The following is a 22415-nucleotide window of genomic DNA, read 5'->3' as shown; positions in this document are numbered from 1 at the left end:
AGTGCGAGTGAAGATGGCGTTATATCACTCTTTTAATAACCACATTTGCTAAGCGCGTAGTGCGTTTACTAACACTTAGGAGAAGAAAATATTATGTCGCAAGCGTTTGGCGTTGCCGTTCTTGGCGCAACAGGTTTAGTTGGGCAAACGATGATTGAGTTATTGGAAGAGCGCGGCTTTCCCATTAACCGTTTATACCCTTTAGCGAGCAAACGCTCTGCAGGCAGCACGGTTTCATTTAAAGGCGAAGATATTGAAGTTGAAGATGCTGATGAGTTCGATTGGTCATGTGTTCAATTCGGTTTTTTCTCTGCAGGTGGCAGTATCTCGGCTAAATTTGCCCCGATAGCGGCCGAAGAAGGCTGTATTGTTATCGACAACACCTCAGAGTTTCGATACGACCCCGATATTCCTTTAGTGGTGCCAGAGGTAAACGCACACGCGCTCGCTGATTTTCGTAATCGCAACATTATTGCTAACCCTAACTGCTCAACTATTCAAATGATGGTGGCGTTAAAGCCAATTCAAGACGCAGTGGGTATATCACGCATTAACGTATGCACCTATCAATCGGTGTCTGGCGCAGGCAAAGACGCCATGGAAGAGCTAGCAAAGCAAACTGCTGGCTTATTGAATGCCCGTGAAGTAAAACCCGATGCCTTTAGTCGTCAAATAGCGTTTAACGCCATTCCTCAAATTGATGCATTTCAAGATAACGATTACACCAAAGAAGAAATGAAAATGGTGTGGGAAACGCAGAAAATAATGGGCGATAATAGCATTTTAGTGAACGCCACAGCAGTGCGTGTGCCTGTGTTTTATGGTCACGCTGAAGCTATTCATTTAGAGACGCATTCCCCCATCGATGCAGAGCAAGTTAAACAGTTGCTTGCTGATGCTCCTGGCGTCACCCTTTACGAAAGTGCCGAGCAGTTTCCAACACAGGTGAGCAGTGCCAGTGGTAACGATCTGGTGCATGTGGGCCGCGTGAGAAATGATATTACCCATCCTTGCGGCCTAAATCTTTGGGTAGTGTCGGATAACATTCGCAAAGGTGCTGCAACTAACAGTATTCAAATAGCGGAAACGCTCATTCGCGACTATATGTAACAGCGCAGGATCAGGATGGCTTTAAGCGCTAGATAATGGCAGGCTTTAGATAGGTTGTTGTGTTGGCGAGTAAATAATAAACATTTTTCACCACTTGCCGATATGACACTATTAGCAATACCGGTTGGCAGTAATAAAGGGCGTTCAAAACCAGATTGTTGTAAGCGAGCGGTTTTAACCAATTAGGTCAAGAAAGGGAACTCAGCACGCATTGAGTGAAAATGGGGCTAAAACGGCATCGCTTACTAGATTGCCCTTGTTAACTGGTTTATAGTCTAAAGATTGGGCTTTTAAACTTGCGAAAATTAGTATTCAGTCAGACACTTAGCGAAGCCTCTTGGCCTTTTTTGTACAAAGCGATTGGCTAAGTCAATGTCTACATCGTCATTCGCTATGAATGACGACATGAAATTGAAAATAAAAATAAAAGCCAGCACGTTTTATTCGGAATAGGCTGGCGCAAAAATCCATCAACCTAAAAGGGTGGTAAAGACGCTTGAGGGCATATAGGACTGCTATGAAATTGCATTTGACGGGCTTACTCTTACTGACATTTTGTATGTTTGCCCCAATATCTTCAGTAGATGCGCAGGAAACAGCGACCTTATTGAAAGGACCGAAAAACGCTAGTGATCAATTCTCTGGCCTTGAATACGGCCCCATCGACTCTAACGATACGCTTTGGCGCATAGCCGAGCGCTACAGACAGAACAATAATTTGAGTGTATATCAGGTTATGACAGCGATTTACGAGCTGAACCCTGATGCATTTGAAAACGGTAACCTTAACCTTTTAGTTAACGGTGCAACACTTAAACTTCCTTCAGAGCGTTACATCGCCCGCATCAGCAAAGAGCAGGCGCAATTGCGTGCCGAGCAAGATGAACGTAAGTTTGCTGAAGCCCTCAATAAGCCTGGCAGCAGTGTCAAAAATATTAAACCGTCTTCGCCGCTTGTTAATCAAAATGACCTTTCACAAACACAAACCGATATCGAGCAAAAAATAACTCGCTTAGATGCAGAGCAAACTCGGCAGTTTGACGAATTGCGTATGCAGTTCGCAGCGTCACTCGACAATGTTCAAGAAATATTGAACGAAAACAGAAAACTATATGAGCGCGTTGAAGCGGTAAACGTCGAGCTTGAATCGTTAAGAGGGCAAGTAGAGGGCGACGTAAAAGAACAGCTTGATATGCAGGTGGCTCTGCAGCAAGAACTGCTCGATATGATAAGAGCAGAGCAGGCAGAAAGAGCTGCTGAAAAACAAGACTCAATTTTAAACAAATTAATGAGCCCAATCAGCTTGCTCATAGGCACAGCAGTGCTGTCTTTGCTGTTGGTTGGGAGCCTTATTACATGGTTACTCAAGCGCAACAGCAACCCTAAAGAATCTCACGTAGCGCCGGCAAGTAAGTTAAGCGACGATGACGATGTACCTGTTCCAGATAGCGATTTAGGCGACCTATCAAGCGCCCTTGTTCCTGATTTAGACGATAATGAACTCACTGACGATGACTTGTTTAACGACGACGACTTGCTCGATGATGTATTAACATCAGACCTCGAAGAGAGCCTAGACGACGAGCTTGAAAGCTTTGCTGACCTCGAAGACGATTTGTTGGTACCAGATGATGATAACGACGACTTATTCGAAGCTGGTGGAGATGAGCTTGATCAAAGCGAACTGGATAGCCTATTCGACGACGATGACTTATCTGACAAAGTGCTTAGCGAAAACGAAGCAGACAATTTAGACGGCATCGATTTGTCTGAAGACGATGATGTGTTTGATGAAAGCAACGACAATGAAGAAGTCTCTGATGATGAAGAAGGTGCTGATGCTGAAGAAGACACATCCGCGTCAGACGATGATTTTGATATAGACGATTTGTTAGCTGATGTACAAGGCGAAAATACCTCAGAAGAGGTTGACCCCGACGATATATTAGATCAGTTCGGTGAAGACGAAAGCGATTCAACTTTTAATGAAGATGTGGATGTCGATGATATCGATGCCTTACTCGAGAGTAGTGCAGACGATGAGTCACAAGACGATATCGACAATTTACTAGACAGTGCTACCGAAACAGTGTCAATACCCACGATCGACGATGAAGATGAAAAGCCTGAAATCAGCATCGACGATCTGCTAGAAGAAAACGCGCCAGATACAGCACTTACTGACGAATTAGACAGTAAAGATGATCTTATTGATGAAGAGATGCTCGAAAAGCTGGACGACGAAATACATCAACAAGACCAAGAGATAAACAAAATTACTGACGATTTGCTTAAGGAAATAGAGCAAATTGAGATGATGGGCGGGCTTGATGACGAAGAAGACTTTGATGAAGACGAATTAGACGAAGAGATATTTTCGGCAGCACCATCGCCTCAATCGATACAAAACCTTGATTCTATCACTGGCGACCTAGATGGTTTTTTAAATGATGAAATTGAAAGCGAAGAGATAGAAAATGCCGACGAATTTTCAGATCCATTGTCAGATGAGTTAATTGCCGAGCTACAAAGCGAGATGACTGAAGCGGATAAGTTTGCTGAAGGTACTCGCTTAAATGAAGAATCTGTAAATGAAGAGCCAGCAGGCGAACAACATGAAGACGCTTTTGAGCAAGACGACGACTTTAATGATTCGCTTTCCGACGACATATTGGCTGAGTTAGAGGCTGAACTTGATGCAGAAATTGACCCAGAAGCTGTTAGCCTTGACGTTGAAGACGTTGAAGACGTTGAAGACGTTGAGGGCGAGCAAAACTCTACGAACCAAGACAATGAAGACGCGGCCTTTGAACAAGAAGTAAGCGATCCTTTAACTGATGAATTGCTTGCAGAATTGCAATCGGAGAGCTCAGACTCCGACGATGTGCAAGAGCAATCAGAAGAAAATGAGCCTTCAGCGGAAGAAGAGCCTTCAGCGGAAGAAGAGCCTTCAGCGGAAAATGAGCCTTCAGCGGAAAGTGAGCCTTCAGCGGAAGAAGAGCCTTCAGCGGAAGAGGAGCCTTCAGCGGAAGAGGAGCCTTCAGCGGAAAGTGAGCCTTCAGCGGAAAATGAGCCTTCAGCGGAAAATGAGCCTTCAGCGGAAGAAGAGCCTTCAGTTGACCCCTTAGATGATGCGTTAAACGACTTCGAAAAAGACATGATGGATGATATTCCGTCGTTTGGAGACGTAGAGCCTGATTCAACCGAGAGTGAATCTGCTGAACTTGAGGCAACCGAATCCGAGTCTTCAGAAGAGCAGCACGAAAATGACTATGACGATAGTATCTTAGATGATGCATTTGATGAGGTAGACTCTTTCGCGCTCGAGCAGGAAGTAGATGGCGAAGAGCCTAGCGCCAATATAGAGTCTGAATTTCAGCAAGAATCAGAACAACAAGATCAATCAAACGATTCGACTGACTCAGAAAAAAATGATGGCGACATTAATGAGCTGGACGATGTACCGGGCCTTGATGATTGGTTGTCTGGAGAAAACGATGATGATATTGAAGATGAAGAGATCTTCGACGAGTTAGATAGTGCCGAATTTGACGAATTACTAGAAAGCTTAGAGGCTGATACACCTGCAGACTCAAATACGTTAAAAGACAGTGAAGAACCCAGCGATACACCACAAGAACTTCAGGACGAACTAGATTTTGTTCCAGCAAAAAATAATGTAATTGACGCTGATGGCTCTGACGACACTCAAAGTGCCGATGAATCTATTGGCGAGCCTGAAAAATCGACAGAATTATCAGAAGAAGAGTTCCCGTCACAAGAAGACGATACGTTTGAGTTGGATGATGACGATTTAGACCTCGAAGGCGATGCATTTGAGTTAGAGAATGCATTTGAATTGGACGATGATGACAGCGAGTTGGATGACCTATCATTACCTGATATTGACGATGATACTGGTGTCTATGATTCAGGAGTCGATGAAGTTGTTGATAATGATAGCTCAGAAGATGTGCAAGCAGCTTCCTCGCAAGAGGCGCTAGAGCAGGAAAATAAAGAAGAGCTAAAGTTAGATAATCCAGACCTTGATTTAGAAGCCTTACTTAACGATGTGCCTTCCGTTGAGATGGGTGGCGATAGCAACGGTGCTGAAGACTTTTTAGATGTAGAGGCGCTAATGGATGACGGCGATGATACAACGTTTAACGATCCAGATAGTCAGCCTCTTGATTTAGACGTTAGCTTGTCCGACTTTACAGGCGTTAACGATACAGACTCCGTGATCGATATTGATAAAGATGCAGGGCAAAATGCGAATCTAGATTTAGCGCGTGCGTATCTCGAAATGGAAGATGTAGATGCAGCAAAAGAATTACTTGAAGAAGTCATGCGTGAGGGAAGCGAAGAGCAAAAACAAGAAGCAGATGCTATTTTGAAGTCCATCGACTAATCACATGTTAAGTGTCATCTTAAGTGCCACATATTGCACGTTAAGTGCCATTTGCATGTTAAGTGCCATATGACTACACTTGGCGGCTTTTAGTTTAGAGGTAGCAGAATCATGGGGCGAATTGCCTTAGGGATTGAATACGACGGTACCGCTGTTTTTGGTTGGCAACGCCAGCAAGAAGTGCCCAGTGTTCAAGAGTATATTGAAAAAGCGTTATCAAAGGTAGCTAATCAGCCAGTTCAGGTTCAATGTGCTGGTAGAACCGATGCCGGTGTCCATGCCACAGGACAGGTGATTCACTTTGATTGTGAAGTCTCTCGTGCTGAGCGAGCTTGGACTCTTGGTGTTAACGCCAATTTGCCAGACGCTATTGCAGTAACATGGGCAAAAAATGTCGATAATGATTTTCACGCGCGCTTTTCCGCTACTCATCGCCGCTACAGGTACATTATTCATAACAGTAAAATGCGACCAGCGATATTGAATCATGGAGTAACTCATGTTCACAGGCCTTTAGATGCCACAAAAATGCATGAGGCTGCTCAAGCGTTACTTGGCGAGCAAGATTTTACCTCTTTTAGAGCCTCTCTTTGCCAAAGCAAAACTCCCTTTAGAAACGTGACTAACGTGGATGTTTACCGACAAGGGCGCTACGTCGTTATTGATATTAAGGCCAATGCATTTTTACATCACATGGTGCGCAACATCACCGGCTCGCTGATTGAAATTGGGGCAGGGGAGCAACCCATAGAATGGATCAAGGAATTACTGGCGCAAAAAGACAGAAGCAAGGCAGCCTCTACGGCAAAGCCCAACGGTCTCTATCTTGTAGATGTAACCTACCCTGATGAATATGAGCTTCCTAAAGGGCCGCTTGGTCCATTATTTCTGCCGGAAAGTTGAACTTCACTCTAGCGCTAAAACCTAAGATAAGACCTAGCGTTACGACTTTACTCCGTATGCTGACGGCTTCAAACACAGCTATCACACAATCAAAACTGGTCCTAGCTAACTTCTTAGACCAGTTTTGTTTTTTCCATTTCGTTGTATTGTGGTCTAATAGCGCGCTATATTAGATGGCTGTTTTTTCAGGTTACGCAATTTTTTCATGTAACGCTGTCAAAGACATAAATTAATGTATTGTTGGTACCCAAGATTAAAAACAAATACCGGCAATCAAAACAAAGGATTCAATTTCCATGAGCTGGATTCAAAAAATACTTCCGCGCACACAAACTTCAACGAAGGGCAATGTACCTGAGGGAATTTGGACTAAATGTGGCTCTTGCCAGGCGGTATTGTACAAAACTGAGTTGGAAAAATTACAAGAAGTCTGCCCTAAGTGCGACCATCACATGCGCATAACCGCTCGCCGTCGTATTGATGCATTTTTGGATGAAGGTGATCGCGTTGAGCTTGGCGCAGAGCACGAACCTCAGGACATATTAAAATTTAAAGACTCTAAGCGTTATAAAGATCGTATCACTGCGGCGCAAAAGTCGACCAACGAAAAAGACGCGCTTGTCGTTATGAAAGGAAAAGTGAAAGGCATGCCTGTTGTGGTGGCGTGTTTTGAATTTGCCTTTATGGGCGGCTCAATGGCCTCAGTGGTGGGTGCGCGTTTTGTTGCTGCAGTGAATGCGTGTTTAGAAAACGATACTCCGCTTATTTGTTTTTCTGCCAGTGGTGGGGCGCGTATGCAAGAAGCTCTTATGTCACTAATGCAAATGGCGAAAACGTCTGCTGCACTAGCTAAAATGAGCAAAAAAGGCCTGCCTTACATATCGGTACTTACTGACCCCACTATGGGCGGCGTGTCTGCAAGTTTGGCAATGCTAGGCGATGTTAATGTAGCTGAGCCTAAAGCCTTAATTGGTTTTGCAGGCCCTCGCGTGATTGAACAAACTGTTCGTGAAAAGCTTCCCGAAGGTTTTCAGCGCAGTGAATTTCTCGTTGAAAAAGGCGCAATTGATATGATTGTTGACCGCAGAGATATGCGTGATAAATTACACGGCTTGTTGACCAAGTTGCATTACAAAAATTAGTGAATAACGAAAATAATAAACACAGCGGCTCAGAGCAAACGTCATCTGTTAATAAAAAAAGCCTGGGCCAATGGCTATCCTACCTAGAATCAATTCATCCTAGCGCCATTGATATGGGCTTAGAAAGGGTAAAGGACGTGGCAAACGCCATGTCTCTTAACCTCAATGAATCACTTGTCATTACCGTTGCCGGCACCAATGGAAAGGGCACGACATGCCGCTTCCTTGAACAGTCGTTATTGTCGCAGGGAAAAACAGTAGCAGTATACAGTTCACCTCACCTTATTGATTATTGTGAGCGCGTTCGAATTAATGGTGAACTTGCCCAACAGCAAGCCTTTGTCGATGCTTTTGAATTCATAGAAAATGCGCGGGGCGACATCACTCTGACTTACTTCGAGTTTAGCACCCTTGCAGCAATAAAAATGATGCAAGACTGGCAGGTGGACATCGCCATATTAGAAGTAGGCTTGGGGGGAAGGCTAGACGCAACCAACATTATTGACCCCGAACTAGCTGTTATCACCACCATTGACCTCGACCACCAAGATTGGCTTGGCAATACGCGTGAAAAAATAGCCCGTGAGAAAGCCGGTATAATGCGCTTAAACGGCAGCGCAGTTATTGGAGATTTGTTCCCACCTTCATCTCTTTATGAGGTCGTCGACGAATTACAGGTTAATGCGCGCTGGGCAACAAAAGATTTTACCGCCGCCGTAGCAGCTGACCACAGTGAATGGCAGTGGGAGGGGGTAAGGTATAACTTTACAAAACTTCCTTACCCCAACATTCCGCTTCAAAATGTAAGTACTGCATTAGCTGCTTTAGAAATGCTTGATTTATTACCCGATGATACCTCGTTGCACACTATCATGCGCAACACAACCATGCCGGGGCGTCAGCAGCAAATAAGCGAGCAACCTCTCGTGGTGGTAGATGTGGCGCACAACCCTCAGGCCACAGCGTCAATGCAAGAGTGGTTATCTCGGTATAAGGTTGATAAGTATCGCGTTGTGGTAGGCATGTTGAAAGACAAATCAATCGCTGAAACGCTTGCACCGTTGTCGTCACTCAATGCTTCTTGGTATGTAGCAAGTACTCAGGGCCTAAGGGGCTGTGAAGCGCAGGTTCTTGAAAATGCCCTTGTGAATGCGGGCACAACCATAGAGAATATAGCCACATACGACAATGTTACCTTAGCTTATGAAAGTGCACTTGCTGATTATCAGGCAAATGAGCTTGTTTTAGTGTTTGGATCATTTGTTACCGTGGCAGACGTGCTTGTAAAGCAAAGCCAATAAATCGCGAATTCGCCATTTCAAATGTAAAGGGAATGAGCGCAGTCATCCAAGCAGGAGATAGTAGTGACATCGGCATTAAAGAATAGATTGGTAGGGACCATTATCATAATGGCGCTTGCCGTTATCTTCTTACCAGATTTTCTCGATGGCAAAAAACAGACGAACCGAGAGCCTTTCGTTTCAGTTCCTGCAAACCCACCGATTAAGCCAATTGTAGAGCCCGAGCCATTTCCCTCCGAGCGCGTTGCACGAGCAGCAGTACCAGCAGTAGAAGTTGAAGAAGCAAAAGCCCTCGATGGTGTATACGAATCGAGGGGCGAGACTGAGTTGCAAGCAAGTGATGATGGACAAACGCCTTCAACTTCTCCTGAGCCTAAAGACGAGCTTGCCAGCCAAACTGTAATCGAAGCTAGCAGCGAGCTTGCCGAGGAAGACGCAGGATGGGTCATTCAACTGGGAAGCTTCAGACACGAAAAGAATGTAAAAAGCCTGTTAGCCAAACTTGAGCGTGCTGGCTATCGAGCGTTTAGCCGTAAGATCCAAACAAGCTCAGGATTATTGAACAAAGTTTTTGTCGGTCCAGATCTAGACAAACAAAAGCTCGAGTCTGCACTGCCGCATTTAAAGGAACTGACAAATCTCAAAGGCAAGGTTACAACCTTTAAAGTGGAATAACCTGTGATTATGAATGGCAATTTTTACACTGGGACGTGGTGCTCTTTGTTGTAATAATTCACAGCGACGAGCAACACTCCTTCATGAAGGGGCTAAAAAATAACAGACTGTTTACTACAGACTAGTAATATTTTGGGCTTCTGTTAGAATGCGCGCCATCTCGCCAACGGCAGTTTGCTTAGCATAGGTTAGGCAACATCAACGCAATAAAGAGACAATGAACTGGGTTGACTTCTCCATATTGGGTATCATTGCGGTATCGACCTTAATAAGCCTTATCAGAGGGTTTGTTAAAGAAGCCATTTCGCTTGTGGTGTGGTTTTCTGCACTCTTCATTTCCAGTAATTTTTATGCCGACCTTGCCATTTATTTTACAGCCATAGACGATCCTTACATTAAAAATGGCGCTGCTATCGCGGCATTATTTGTCTCTACACTAATACTAGGTGGCATGGTGAACTATGTGTTTAGCCAGCTAGTTCAAGCCACAGGCTTGTCAGGCACCGACCGTGCACTGGGCATTGTTTTTGGCGCCCTTCGCGGTGTTCTTATTGTTAGCGCTTTACTCTTTTTTATGGATACCTTTACTGGTGCAGCAACCACATTGTGGTGGCAGGCATCGGTACTTATTCCTGAGTTTGGTGTCATTATTGAGTGGTTTTTCACGTATGTGAAAGGCACATCCAGTTTCTTAAATCCCGTTTAAAATAGGTAACGCACATGTGTGGTATTGTCGGAATAGTTGGTAAAACCCCCGTAGCTCAGTCTCTTTATGACGGTTTGACGGTTATTCAGCACCGCGGGCAGGATGCTGCAGGTATAATGACTATCGATCAGAATATGTTTAATTTGCGCAAGGCTAATGGTTTGGTGCGAGACGTCTTCCATACCCGTCATATGAAGCGTTTAACGGGTAACATGGGTATAGGGCATGTTAGATACCCAACAGCAGGCACATCAAGTTCAGCAGAAGCTCAGCCTTTCTATGTTAACTCACCATTTGGAATAGCCTTCGCCCACAACGGTAACTTAACCAATGCCCACGAGCTTCAGCAGGAGGTCTTCCGCATAGCTCGTCGCCATATTAACACCACATCTGACTCTGAATTACTGCTCAATATCTTAGCCCATGAGTTACAGCAAGTTGCTGGCCTAAGCGTAAGTGCCGAGCACATTTTTGAGGTGGTCACAAAGGTACATAAGAAAATACGTGGCGCGTATGCGGTGGTTGCAGCCATCATTGGCCAGGGTATTGTTGCTTTTCGCGACCCTCACGGAATTCGCCCGCTTGCGTTAGGTAAGCGAATGACTGAAGTCGGTGAAGAGTGGATGGTTGCTTCAGAAAGTGTCGCTATTGATGCCGTAGGCTTTCAGTTTGTTCGCGATGTTTCGCCAGGTGAAGCAGTATTTATCACCGAAGAAGGCCAGTTGCATACTCGCCAGTGTGCGGAAAACCCAATCACCTCTCCCTGTATATTTGAATTTGTGTACTTTGCGCGCCCAGATAGCTTTATCGACGGCATTTCAGTGTACGCATCACGTGTAAATATGGGTAGAAAGCTCGGTGAAAAGATTAAGCGTGAATGGTCTGATTTGGATATCGACGTGGTAATTCCTATTCCTGAAACGTCTATGGATGTCGCGCTGCAAATCGCGACTACGCTTGATTTACCGTATAGACAAGGCTTTGTAAAAAACCGCTATATTGGCCGCACCTTCATTATGCCGGGTCAGACGTTACGTAAAAAGTCGGTTCGCCGAAAGCTAAATGCGATTTCGTCTGAGTTTAAAGGTAAGAGTGTACTGCTAGTAGATGACTCAATCGTTCGCGGTACCACGTCAGGCCAGATTATTGAAATGGCTAGAGAGTCGGGAGCCAAAAAGGTTTACTTTGCTTCAGCAGCGCCTGAAATACGTTTTCCAAATGTGTATGGCATAGATATGCCATCAGCCAACGAGCTTATTGCGTATGGTCGTGAGATTGACCAAATAGCAGACTTAATCCAGGCAGATGGTCTTATTTTCCAAGACATTTCAGACCTAGTAGAAGCGGTTCGTGAAGAAAACGAAAGTATTCAACGTTTTGAGACATCAGTGTTTGATGGAAACTATATTACAGCAGATATAGACCAAGAATACCTAGAGCGAATTGATATGTCTCGTGGTGAAAAATCGAATCAAGCACCGACTATGCAAGCTGAACTTAGCAATTTAGATGTTCACAACATGGACTCTAACTAGTCAATGCACTTACGTGTACTTTCGTGAGTGCTGTTTTGAACACTATTGTGCTCACTATTGCGAAGGTCAGTGTGCAGAGATGACACTCTGAAAAGAAACCATTAAAAATGCCGCTTTTAAAGCGGCATTTTTGTGTTTATTGCTAATACGATAACGTCAAACCCGTTAACATCACCACGTCAGTGAATAAAAACAGGCCCACCTGATAACCCCCATACTAACACCGAGCCGGTCATTAATATTACTAACAACACAAGGCCGCAGGTAACCACCGAGCTAGAATAAATAAAGCCTTTGTCTTCATGCATATGCATAAGAATGGGAACACCAGAGTAGAGCAAATAAACCGAGTAGCTAATGCCCACAAACAGTGCCGACATCACCACCCACAATTCGGGGTAAAGGCCAGCCAAGCCCACCATAAATAGGGGAGTAGCTGTGTAGGCGGCAAGCTCAAGTGATTGTGTATAGGTAGGAGTGCTGTCAAACGCCTTTGCAAGCTCATGAATTAACAGCGCAAGCGCAACCACTCCAGCTATCAAACCGAAGTACATGCCTATGCCCATCATAATAGCGCTGTTTTCGCTAAGTCTTATAACGTCGCCTGCACCAATACTCCAGCCCGTATGGGCGCTAGAATAATAAGCAACAACAGAAGGAATAAGTGCAATAAATGCAATATGGGTAAGCGCGTAAAAATAGTTTTCGTGTTTTGTATCAATTGTCTGCCACTCTTCTCTTGGATGAGTGTAGATCCCGATAAGGTGATTTAGAATCATAGTCCCTGCCTTCTTAACAACGTTATTTTTATAAAACGAACAAGTGTATTGTTTTGGCAGTGAGGTTTTACTCTATAGTGGGCGCAATAAAGCGTGTTTGCTGTTTCTCAAGCTTTGAACTCTTTAATTTTTAGCTTACGAAGTTATACATTATAATCTTTCAAGCTTCATAATTACATTGGCACGCTGCTAACTGCCGTTAACAATATTTTTACAATTTCAGTGTGCAGTAAGATCATACGGGCGTCAATGAATATTGACTAAATAATCATCTGTTTGGCGGGGGCGGCAATATTGCGGCTCAATTCAAAGTATCATTATAAGTAAAGGTATAGGTACAGGCATAGGTACAGATACTGGTTTAAGCGTGGGCGCAAAGTGTAACGAGCAAAGCTGAGAAATTCTGTTAGGCCGCGGCAGGCATGCCAGAGTGAAAGCGAAGTTCAGAGTCTTCGCTTTCAATAAGCTGTTTTTCAACATCCCCGAAAAGTGATACACGCTCAGTAATATCCACGGGCGAAATCGCAGCGGCAAGGGTTAAATAGTCCTCAAAATGACGAGCTTCGGATCGTAATAACGACACATAGAATTTGCCTAGTTCTTCAGACACATGTGGAGCAAGCTTGGCAAAGCGCTCACAAGAACGTGCTTCTATGTAAGCACCGCAAATAAGCTTATCCACTAACTTTTCGGGCTCGTAGGTGCGAACGTGTTTAAGCAGCCCGTTGGCGTAGCGACTAGAGGTGACCGATTTATACTCAAACCCAAGGCGATGCATTATCTCAAGCACTTGATAAAAGTGATGCAGTTCTTCTTTAATTAGCAGTACCATTTTATCTAGCATGTCTTTTTTAACACTGTCTAAACCATCAACATTAAACACGCTTTTTGATAAATGCTTTGTGTTTAATGACTGCCAGTCGCCAACGTGTCTATATGTAAAGTCTTCATAAGGTTTAAGCCAGCCTAGTAGTACTTTACTGGTTTCTTCATCTGCTACATAACGGCGAAGCAAATACATGGCGCTCTGGGCGGCTTTAAGCTCACAAATTAAGTGGTCGGTAAGCAGCATACGAAGGTTCTCTTCTTTCTTTGCTTCATCTAACCATGCGTCTGGTGTATTGCATTGCAAAAATGCATCCACTGGCTCAAGGAGAGAAGATATTTCTGAAGATGATATTGCAGACATTAATGTACTTACCTAATGAAATGACGTGAAAACTGTTACGATTAGCACGCTTGTTATAATGCCTAATGCATGTGCTGACAGCATGAGCGCTGACTATTTAGCAGCACTGCTAACCGATGGCTGCAAAGTTTACCTGATGGCCCCTGTTACACACAACCGAAATAAGAACCAAACAACATTATGAATTATTTAGCTCATCTTTTTCTCGCAAAACCAACGGCAGATTCTCAATTTGGCAATTTGCTAGGCGATTTTCGTCGGGGCGTCGATGTCACTTCTTTTTCATCGGATGTGCAGCGGGGGCTTGAGAATCATCATGCAGTGGACAAATTCACTGACCAACACGACTTAGTGAAAGAAGCGAAAACATTGTTTCACCAAAGCAGGCGTCGATACGCCCCCGTCGCAATCGATATCTATTTTGATCATCTGTTAATCAAATACTGGTCTCGTTTTTCTGACCAGCCATTTTCATCATTTTGCTCTCAGCGGTTTGAACTGCTAGAAACGCGGCTGTCGCAAATGCCACGTACAATGCAACATAGCGTTGGCCATATGATCACTCATAACTGGTTCGACGATTACGCAAGAGAAGAGGGAATTGCTAAGGCCATTACGGTGGTAGCGAAACGCATTCGTTTTAAAAATGACTTTCATAAAAGTGTGGATGATATTGCAAGCAATAAAGCTAAATTAGAGAGGGTGTTTCTCTCGTTTCTTCCTGAACTTATTGAGCATGTGAATGAAAGCGGTATAGAAGATTAAGCGCCAGCTGTGGAATAGCTTTCTCTTGCAGCTTATGTGTGAATAAGCCTATACAGAGGTATATCGACTAATTTCGTTAACTTATCGTTCTAATTAGAGAGAATGGGCTATGGGGGGTATAGTATTTATGTCCGATAATCCAAACAAAAAGAAGCGTGTATGAAAATGACAATATCCTACTCAAACACTCACAGAAAGGCAGCATCGTATTGCCTGCTGTTTCTTTCATTATTTACGTTTAACGCGATTGCACAAGAACACGACCGAGCTATCGAAATAGACAGTAAAGTTGTTACAGAGCATGAGACCAAAATTTTAGGCAAGCGCGTTAAGTACAGCGCCACTACTGGCACCCAGCCGGTATGGAATAGTAAGGATGAAGCGGTTGCAACGCTTTTCTACACTTATTACAAGCGTACCGATGTAAAAGATGATGCGAAAAGACCGCTGATTATTTCGTTTAATGGCGGGCCTGGATCGGCGTCAGTATGGATGCACGTGGCATATACCGGGCCGCGTATTCTTAATATTGACGACGAAGGCTACCCAGTGCAACCTTACGGCGTTCAAACCAACCCATATTCAGTATTAGATACCGCAGACATTGTGTTTGTTAACCCAGTCAATACAGGCTACAGCAGAGTGTTGCCTAATGCTGAAGGCAAAATGCCGTCGAAAGAAGAGCAAAAAACAATGTTCTTCGGCGTCAATGCCGATATTAGCTATCTTGCAGATTGGGTGAATACTTTTGTTACTAGAAACAATCGCTGGCGTTCTCCAAAATACTTAATTGGAGAAAGCTACGGCACTACGCGGGTATCAGGCCTTGCACTTGAGTTACAAGAACGCCAGTGGATGTACTTAAATGGCGTTATTTTAGTTTCTCCAACTGATATTGGCATTGAACGTAATGGCCCGGTAAAAGCCGCTAACCGCTTACCGTATTTTGCCGCCGCAGCTTGGTATCACAACAAGCTTGATTCAGAACTTCAAAGCAAAGATCTACTTGAATTACTGCCAGAAGTAGAAGACTTTACTATTAACGAGTTAATACCGGCATTAGCGAAAGGTGGCTTCATCGAGCCAGAAGAAAAGCGTAAGGTGTTGGCGAAAATGGCCCGTTACTCTGGGTTAAGTGAAGATGCTATTTCGCAAAATAATTTAGATGTCAGTACCGCATTTTTCTGGAAAGAGTTACTGCGCAATGAAGGCAAAACCCTTGGCAGACTTGATAGTCGTTATTTAGGTATTGATGCTAAGCAAAGTGGTGATAGACCAGATTACTGGGCCGAGCTGACTTCTTGGTTGCATTCGTTTACGCCAGCGATTAATTACTACCTTCGTGAGGAATTGGCGTATAAAACCGATATTAAATACAACTTGTTTGGTCCAGTTCATCCGTGGGACAGAAGTAATAATAATACAGGAAGTAATTTGCGCCTTGCGATGGCTCAAAACCCCTATTTAAATGTGATGATTCAAGCTGGTTATTACGATGGTGCGACCAACTATTTTGATGCTAAATACACCATGTGGCAGCTAGATCAAAGCGGTGCAATGAAAGACCGCTTAAGTTTTAAAGGCTATAGAAGTGGGCATATGATGTACCTTCGTCGTGATGACTTGAAAACATCGAATCAAGATTTACGCGAATTTATCAAAAAGAGCACGCCTGGTGAAGGTATGCCTGCAATGTATAAACGGTAATTTAAGGAGTTGATAATGAAGGCCATAGGCTACACTCGCTCGTTAGCGATAGTGGATGAAAATGCGCTAGAAGATATTGAAGTAGAAAAGCCCAGTGCGACAGGCACCGACTTACTTGTAAAAATTAGTGCCATTGCCGTTAATCCAGTAGATTGCAAAATTCGCCAGCGGGTGGAGCCCGAAGGTCAGCCTAAAATACTCGGTTGGGATGCCGTTGGCATAGTGGAAGAAGTAGGAAGCGATGTCACTGCATTTGCGGTAGGCGATCGCGTGTATTACGCAGGAGACCTTACTCGTCAAGGCACCAACGCTGAGTATCAATTGGTTGATGAGCGCATTGTGGCCCATGCACCAAAAACACTGTCTGATAGCGAGGCGGCAGCACTGCCGCTTACTACCATTACGGCTTACGAATTACTGTTTGATCACCTGCTGCTAAAACAGCAACAAGAAAAAAGTGATGAAGTGGTGCTCGTAGTTGGAGCCGCAGGCGGAGTAGGCTCCATAATGCTGCAGTTACTGAAGGTGCTAACTGGCGCTACGATTATCGCCACAGCGTCTCGAGATGAGACGAAGTCGTGGGTCAAGTCGCTAGGCGCTGATCATGTTATCGACCACAGTAAACCGATGGCCGAGCAGATAAAAACGCTCAACGTAGGGCAGGTAACGCATGTTGCTAGTTTGACTAATTCGGGTGCAAACATAGATATGTTTGTTGAGGTTATGAAACCACGCGGCAAGATTGCGTTAATTGATGACCCTGAATCAATTGATGTGTCTAAACTCAAACAAAAAAGCATTTCCTTACACTGGGAGTTTATGTTCACTCGATCCATGTTTGAAACCGACGATATGATTGAACAGCATCGCTTGTTAAAACATGTCGCCGATTTAGTTGACAGTAAAAAGATTAAGACCACAGTAGGTAAACACTTAGGGAAAATAAATGCCGAAAACCTTATCACTGCGCACAAGCAGCTCGAGGCGGGCACCGCCATCGGTAAGTTAGTGCTAGAGGGGGTTTAAAAGAGGGCGTCGATAAGGTATGAAAAGGGCGTTTTACGCCCTTTTTTCTCTCTTGCGTTCTTCGGTGTTTCATTAATGCAACATCAATCGGCTCAGTTGATAAATTACGGTAACCGACTATTTTTTAACAAAGGAGCGTTTCAATTACAGTGCGGAGTAGAGCTTGGAGAATGTGAGCGATGGTTCAAAAGGTTCAACTGGTTATGAACAAAAGAAGGACAATATTGATAAACCGTCTATTCTCTGTGTAGACGATGAAGTTTATATTTTAAATGCGTTGCGTCGGCAACTTCGCTCTCTCGGCGACATTCATATTGAAGAATCCTGTCTCAGTGCACTTGAGCTTGTTAAGTCTCAATCTTTCGACATTATAATCACCGATATGAAGCTACCCAACATGTCTGGTGCGGAGTTTTTAGCTGAAGTTAAAGCGCTGGAGCTAGATGATGTTCCAGAGTGTCTTCTCATTACAGGGTATTCAGACAGTGATTCGTTAGAATCTGCAATTAATACCGGCATAGTTCAAAGGTTTTTAAATAAACCATGGAAACAAAACGAATTAATTGTTGCCGTTCAAGACCTGCTTCAAAAACGAAAACTCAAACAGAAAAACAGAAAGTTAAGCCTTGAGTTACATGAACGCAACCAGCAATTAAATGGTACAAATAAACGGCTGGCTCGTGCTCAAATATTGGTAGATAAGTACGTTCTATCTGCCAATATTAACGCTGCCGGACGTATCTCACATGTGTCAACTGCGTTTTCTGAGCTTATTGGTCTCAGTTCTTACGAGCTTGTTGGTTATGATCACAAAGTGCTTTGTGAGCAAGATACATCGCCCGATGTGTTACGCAATATGTACTCAACTTTGATGGAAGGCAACGCGTGGTCAGGTGAAATTATTGCACGGTCAAAAGATAACGCGATGTTATATCTGGATGCGTCTATTGAGCCGGAATTTGATGGTAGGGATAAATTAATAGGCTTCACTGGGTTCTATCAGGATATTACTGACAAAAAGCGCATTGAGTTGCTGTCTATGACCGACCAACTCACTAAAATACCTAATCGCCGCAAGCTCGAGCTTGAATTAGAACGTGAATTAAGCAGGGCGAATCGCTATAAAAATAGCCTTACTTTAATCGTTATTGATATAGACTTGTTTAAGCAGGTTAATGATACTTATGGCCATCAAGTCGGCGATATGGTTTTAATATCAGTGGCAAAATTGATAGCAGACAACATTCGTCGCTCAGATATTATTGCTCGCTGGGGAGGCGAGGAGTTCATCATTATGAGCACGCAAACAGCACTGGCCGGTGCTTTAAAACTAGCTGAAAAAGTGCGGCGGTTATTAGCAGCCTACAAGATGGATGTAGTTGGCACCATTACCGCCAGCTTTGGGGTAGCAGAATATCGGCAAAACGAGTCCGCTGAAAGCTTTTTTAAACGAGCGGATACCTTGCTTTACAAAGCCAAAAAAGCAGGTCGTAATCGAGTTGAAGGTGAATAAAACTCAATGCTAAACACTACGACACACATTAAATATAACTGTATGTTTTTATTCTGCGTGCAGTGTCCTCTCTAAAAGTGAGTAAAGATTAACCATGTTGAGTAGTAGCGATCATTATCTTTTCAATGAACTTAAAAGCTTATTAAAGCGCGATGAGAAATTGTTTCATTTTTTCGAAGGCTCTTTGCTGGATGGACTGTGGTTTTGGGATTTAGAAAATCCGCAAAACGAATGGATGAGCCCTACATTTTGGCAGATTTTGGGTTTTGATCCATCATCAAAACGCCATTTAGCTAGCGAGTGGCAAAACCTCGTTAACGAAGACGATTTCAAGCTTGCCAGTGAAAATTTAGCAAAACATTGCGCTGATCCTGATCACCCATACGACCAAGTTGTAAGGTATCGTCATAAAACAGGTAAAACCGTGTGGGTGCGTCGCCGCGGCCTGGCAATAAGAAATCAACAAGGCAAACCAATCAGGATGCTAGGAGCACACACAGATTTAACTCAAGTAAAAGAGCAAGAGCATGCGTTCTTTGAACAGGAGCGGCAGCAAAAGATCGCGTTTAAAAAACAAGCATTTTTGTTAGATGAACTTGAAAAGACCGCGAACATAGGCACTTGGGAAGTCGATCTTACCTCAAAAAAAGTAGTGTGGAGCGACCAAACAAAACGCATTCACGAGGTGCCGCTTGATTATAGCCCGAGTCTGGAAGACGGCATCAATTTTTATAAACCTGGCGAGAGTCAAAAGCTTATCGCCGAGGCAGTAGAACGAGGGGTAGAGCAGGGAGAGCCTTGGGATCTTGAGTTGGAACTTGTTACCGCTAGCGGGCGTAATATTTGGGTACGAGCACAAGGTCGACCTCAGTTTGAGCACGGAGCGTGTACTGGATTATTTGGCGTGTTTCAAGATATTACGCCGCAAAAGCAGGTTGAAGCGCAAAAACAAAAAGTCCGTGAACGAGCGGTAGCGGAATCGATACGGTTACAGGTAGCTAATGACGCCCTTGGTATGGGCGTGTGGGAGTTCGACCTAACTACTGGAGAGCTTCATTGGGATAAGTGGATGTATTTGCTTTACGGTGTTTCAGAAGAGCAGTTTTCCGGAGCCTTCGAGGCATGGGAGAAAACCATACACCCTGATGACATTGAAAGCGCTACAGCATTGCTCGAGTACGCAATAGAAAATGATGTCAATTATGATACTCAATTTCGAGTAGTTATGCCAAACGGTGACATTAAGCACCTCAAAGCCAATGGAACCGTTCTTCGCAACGAAGAGGGCATTCCATTGAAAGCCATTGGTGTGAATTATGACATCACCGATAAAGTTGAGACCATGAAAGTACTTGAACAAGAAAAGCAGCGTGCAGAGGCAGCAGCAAAAGCGAAAAGTGATTTTCTTGCCAATATGAGCCATGAAATACGCACGCCCATGAATGCCATTCTTGGCGGTCTTCAACTGTTGAGAAATTCCGATATACAGGGAAATCTTCGTACTATTCTCGATAACTCTGCATTCTCAGCACAAAGCCTGCTCACTATTATCAATGATATCCTCGACTATTCAAAAATAGAGTCGAATAAACTCAGTATAGAACTTGCGCCATTTTCGTTAGTAGAGGTGTTGAATGCGGTTAAATATGACATGGATGAAATGCTAAGTAGTAAGGGTGTTGCGTTTTCTATGGATATAGCACCGAATTTTAACGACGGCTGGATAGGAGACATTGTTAGAGTAAAACAAATATTACTTAACCTTGTGTCTAACGCAGTGAAGTTTACCGATAAGGGAACGGTAAGGGTTAAGGTTGCATGCCGAAAACACAAAGGTAAAGAAGTGATAGCCATTAAAGTTATCGATTCTGGTATCGGGATGAGTAGTGAGGCGCAAGAGCGAATATTCGAGCGATTTTTACAGGCTGATGCAAGTACCACGCGACGCTATGGCGGCACAGGGTTAGGTATGGCTATAACCTTGAGCTTGGTAGAGTTAATGAATGGAGACATCAAGCTCAATAGCATTGAAGGCACTGGAACCACGGTTACCGTATTACTGCCGCTTGAGCCTGCTCAAATCGACACGCAAAGTAGAGCAAATAAAGCATTGTCAGCGCCAATGATGTCTAATAAAAAGATTCTGATTGCAGAAGACAATGCGATTAACCAAGTTGTGATTCAAACCATGCTTGAAAGTACGATGGCAAACATAACCATGGTAAATAACGGCAAGCAAGCTGTAGAAGCCGTTGAGAGAGAAGATTTCGATCTCATATTAATGGATATTCATATGCCAGAAATGGATGGCGTGGAAGCCCATAAACAAATAAGCGCCATGAGGAAGCATATTCCCGTGATTGCACTAACCGCTAATGTGATGCCTGAAGACGTAGCTCACTATTTAGAGGAAGGGTTTGACAGCCATTTGGGCAAACCAATAGACATGAATCAACTGTTTGGCATGTTAAAGCAATACAGTCGATAGTGGGTCATACAATTTTAAAGTAGCGGTTTCGACCGTGGGGTTGTAAATTGCCTACATAAAGCGCCTAAGAGGATATGAAAAAGTGCATCAGACCGAACTATCTTTTGCACTTTTAACAAGCTCAATACCTCAAAGGGACAGAAATCGGTTAAAGGTCTAAGTTTACTATAGTTCGACCAGACAGCTGACCTTTTAATATAGCGTCAATTTTTTCGTCTAGCTGCGCTAAACCCACCTCAGTGGTCAAGGCTTCAAGTTGATTGAGTTTCCATTCACCAGCCAGCTTAGCCCATAGTCTTACTCGAGGTGGCATAGGGCATTGAACTGAGTCTATTCCAAGTAATGACACTTGGCGTAATATGAAGGGAAATACACTTACATCAAGTTGAGCTGAAGCGGTAAGCCCGCAACAGGTAACGACACCACCGTATTTTGTTGACTTGATTGCCTGAGCAAGGAATTCGCCGCCTACTGTGTCCACCACGCCAGCGTATTGCTCTTTTAGCATTGGGCGCTCTTTATTCTCTAATAAGCTATCGCGATTTATCACACGGGCAGCGCCTAAAGACATAAGGAACTCGGCCTGTGAGTCTTTACCCGTGCAGCCTACAACGCTAAACCCTGCTTGTGCAAGCAACGCTACGGCGACGCTTCCAACGCCTCCTGTTGCACCAGTAACAAGTATTTCGCCATCTTCTGGCGTTACGTTGTTGTCAACTAGCCCTTGCACAGACAATCCAGCGGTAAAGCCTGCAGTGCCTAACACCATTGCCTCTTTTAACGACAGGCCGTCTGGTTTGGCAACCGCCCACGACGAGGGAATTCGGATGTATTCTGCAAACCCTCCAGAGGTATTCATACCCAGATCGTAGCCCGTAATGATAACTTCATCGCCCTCGTTAAACGCGTTATCATCGCAAGACACAACAGTGCCTGCTGCATCAATGCCCGGAGTGTGGGGAAAGTGTCGGCTTACGCCAGGGTTGCCTGAAGCAGAAAGTGCATCTTTATAGTTCAGCGAGGAGTACTTCACTCTTACAAAAAGCGCTCCTTCTGGAAGTTCATCTACATGTCGTTCAACCACAGATCGTGAAAAGGTTTTATCTTCAGATTTCTCTACTAGCAATGCTTGAAATGTTGTCATTGTTGCTTTCCTCAACTGTTA

The 22415-nt window shown here is 44.0% G+C and carries 16 protein-coding genes; 13 read left to right on the top strand and 3 right to left on the bottom strand.

The window, feature by feature from the left end; genetic code table 11:
• Nucleotides 1-93: 93 nt before the first annotated feature.
• The 8 genes from ACOJR9_RS12165 to purF all read left to right on the top strand — a co-directional run bounded on the left by ACOJR9_RS12165 (nt 94) and on the right by purF (nt 11783).
• Nucleotides 94-1110 carry an aspartate-semialdehyde dehydrogenase gene (locus tag ACOJR9_RS12165; RefSeq protein ID WP_420933228.1) on the top strand — a complete coding sequence of 339 codons (1017 nt, stop codon included), beginning with the start codon at nt 94-96 and terminating at the stop codon, nt 1108-1110.
• A 517-nt stretch (nt 1111-1627) separates the two neighbouring features.
• On the top strand, nt 1628-5521 hold the full coding sequence (locus ACOJR9_RS12160; RefSeq protein WP_420933227.1) for a FimV/HubP family polar landmark protein: 3894 nt from the start codon (nt 1628-1630) through the stop codon (nt 5519-5521).
• Between the two features lie 111 nt (nt 5522-5632).
• Nucleotides 5633-6424, top strand: a complete 792-nt coding sequence (truA, locus tag ACOJR9_RS12155; protein ID WP_420933226.1) for a tRNA pseudouridine(38-40) synthase TruA — start codon at nt 5633-5635, stop codon at nt 6422-6424.
• A 296-nt stretch (nt 6425-6720) separates the two neighbouring features.
• A complete protein-coding gene (gene accD / locus ACOJR9_RS12150) occupies nt 6721-7566 on the top strand; it encodes an acetyl-CoA carboxylase, carboxyltransferase subunit beta (RefSeq protein ID WP_420933225.1) in 846 nt (281 codons plus the stop codon).
• The gene (gene folC, locus ACOJR9_RS12145) at nt 7566-8867 is read left to right on the top strand and encodes a bifunctional tetrahydrofolate synthase/dihydrofolate synthase (RefSeq protein WP_420933224.1); all 1302 of its coding nucleotides are present in this window, start codon (nt 7566-7568) and stop codon (nt 8865-8867) included. The genes accD and folC overlap by 1 nt, the downstream gene beginning before the upstream one ends.
• A gap of 63 nt (nt 8868-8930) precedes the next feature.
• Nucleotides 8931-9542, top strand: coding sequence for an SPOR domain-containing protein (locus ACOJR9_RS12140; RefSeq protein ID WP_420933223.1), 612 nt, complete (start codon nt 8931-8933; stop codon nt 9540-9542).
• Between the two features lie 217 nt (nt 9543-9759).
• Nucleotides 9760-10248 carry a CvpA family protein gene (locus tag ACOJR9_RS12135; RefSeq protein WP_420933222.1) on the top strand — a complete coding sequence of 163 codons (489 nt, stop codon included), beginning with the start codon at nt 9760-9762 and terminating at the stop codon, nt 10246-10248.
• A gap of 14 nt (nt 10249-10262) precedes the next feature.
• The gene (purF, locus tag ACOJR9_RS12130) at nt 10263-11783 is read left to right on the top strand and encodes an amidophosphoribosyltransferase (RefSeq protein WP_420933221.1); all 1521 of its coding nucleotides are present in this window, start codon (nt 10263-10265) and stop codon (nt 11781-11783) included.
• Nucleotides 11784-11962: 179 nt separating this feature from the next.
• On the opposite strand, the gene ACOJR9_RS12125 is transcribed toward purF, so the two are convergent.
• Both ACOJR9_RS12125 and miaE read right to left on the bottom strand, forming a co-directional pair.
• Nucleotides 11963-12562 (bottom strand): Yip1 family protein, encoded by a 600-nt coding sequence (locus ACOJR9_RS12125; protein ID WP_420933220.1) that lies wholly within the window; start codon nt 12560-12562, stop codon nt 11963-11965.
• Between the two features lie 406 nt (nt 12563-12968).
• The gene (gene miaE, locus ACOJR9_RS12120; protein ID WP_420933219.1) at nt 12969-13751 is read right to left on the bottom strand and encodes a tRNA isopentenyl-2-thiomethyl-A-37 hydroxylase MiaE; all 783 of its coding nucleotides are present in this window, start codon (nt 13749-13751) and stop codon (nt 12969-12971) included.
• A 180-nt stretch (nt 13752-13931) separates the two neighbouring features.
• On the opposite strand from miaE, the gene ACOJR9_RS12115 reads away from it, so the two are divergent.
• From ACOJR9_RS12115 to ACOJR9_RS12095, 5 genes are all read left to right on the top strand, one after another.
• The gene (locus ACOJR9_RS12115; protein ID WP_420933218.1) at nt 13932-14516 is read left to right on the top strand and encodes an ACP phosphodiesterase; all 585 of its coding nucleotides are present in this window, start codon (nt 13932-13934) and stop codon (nt 14514-14516) included.
• Nucleotides 14517-14681: 165 nt separating this feature from the next.
• Nucleotides 14682-16223, top strand: a complete 1542-nt coding sequence (locus tag ACOJR9_RS12110; RefSeq protein WP_420936123.1) for a S10 family peptidase — start codon at nt 14682-14684, stop codon at nt 16221-16223.
• Nucleotides 16224-16238: 15 nt separating this feature from the next.
• Nucleotides 16239-17249: a zinc-binding alcohol dehydrogenase family protein gene (locus ACOJR9_RS12105; RefSeq protein WP_420933217.1), complete on the top strand. Its 1011-nt coding sequence runs from the start codon at nt 16239-16241 to the stop codon at nt 17247-17249.
• 172 nt (nt 17250-17421) lie between these two features.
• Nucleotides 17422-18762 carry a diguanylate cyclase gene (locus ACOJR9_RS12100; RefSeq protein ID WP_420933216.1) on the top strand — a complete coding sequence of 447 codons (1341 nt, stop codon included), beginning with the start codon at nt 17422-17424 and terminating at the stop codon, nt 18760-18762.
• 94 nt (nt 18763-18856) lie between these two features.
• Complete coding sequence (locus tag ACOJR9_RS12095; protein WP_420933215.1) at nt 18857-21250, top strand: PAS domain-containing protein; 2394 nt, start codon at nt 18857-18859, stop codon at nt 21248-21250.
• A 148-nt stretch (nt 21251-21398) separates the two neighbouring features.
• On the opposite strand, the gene ACOJR9_RS12090 is transcribed toward ACOJR9_RS12095, so the two are convergent.
• On the bottom strand, nt 21399-22394 hold the full coding sequence (locus ACOJR9_RS12090) for a YhdH/YhfP family quinone oxidoreductase (RefSeq protein ID WP_420933214.1): 996 nt from the start codon (nt 22392-22394) through the stop codon (nt 21399-21401).
• Between the last annotated feature and the right edge of the window lie 21 nt (nt 22395-22415).

This window comes from Alteromonas ulvae (assembly GCF_048987005.1).
Taxonomy (GTDB): Bacteria; Pseudomonadota; Gammaproteobacteria; order Enterobacterales; family Alteromonadaceae; genus Alteromonas.
This window is presented reverse-complemented; position numbering and strand designations above follow the sequence as displayed.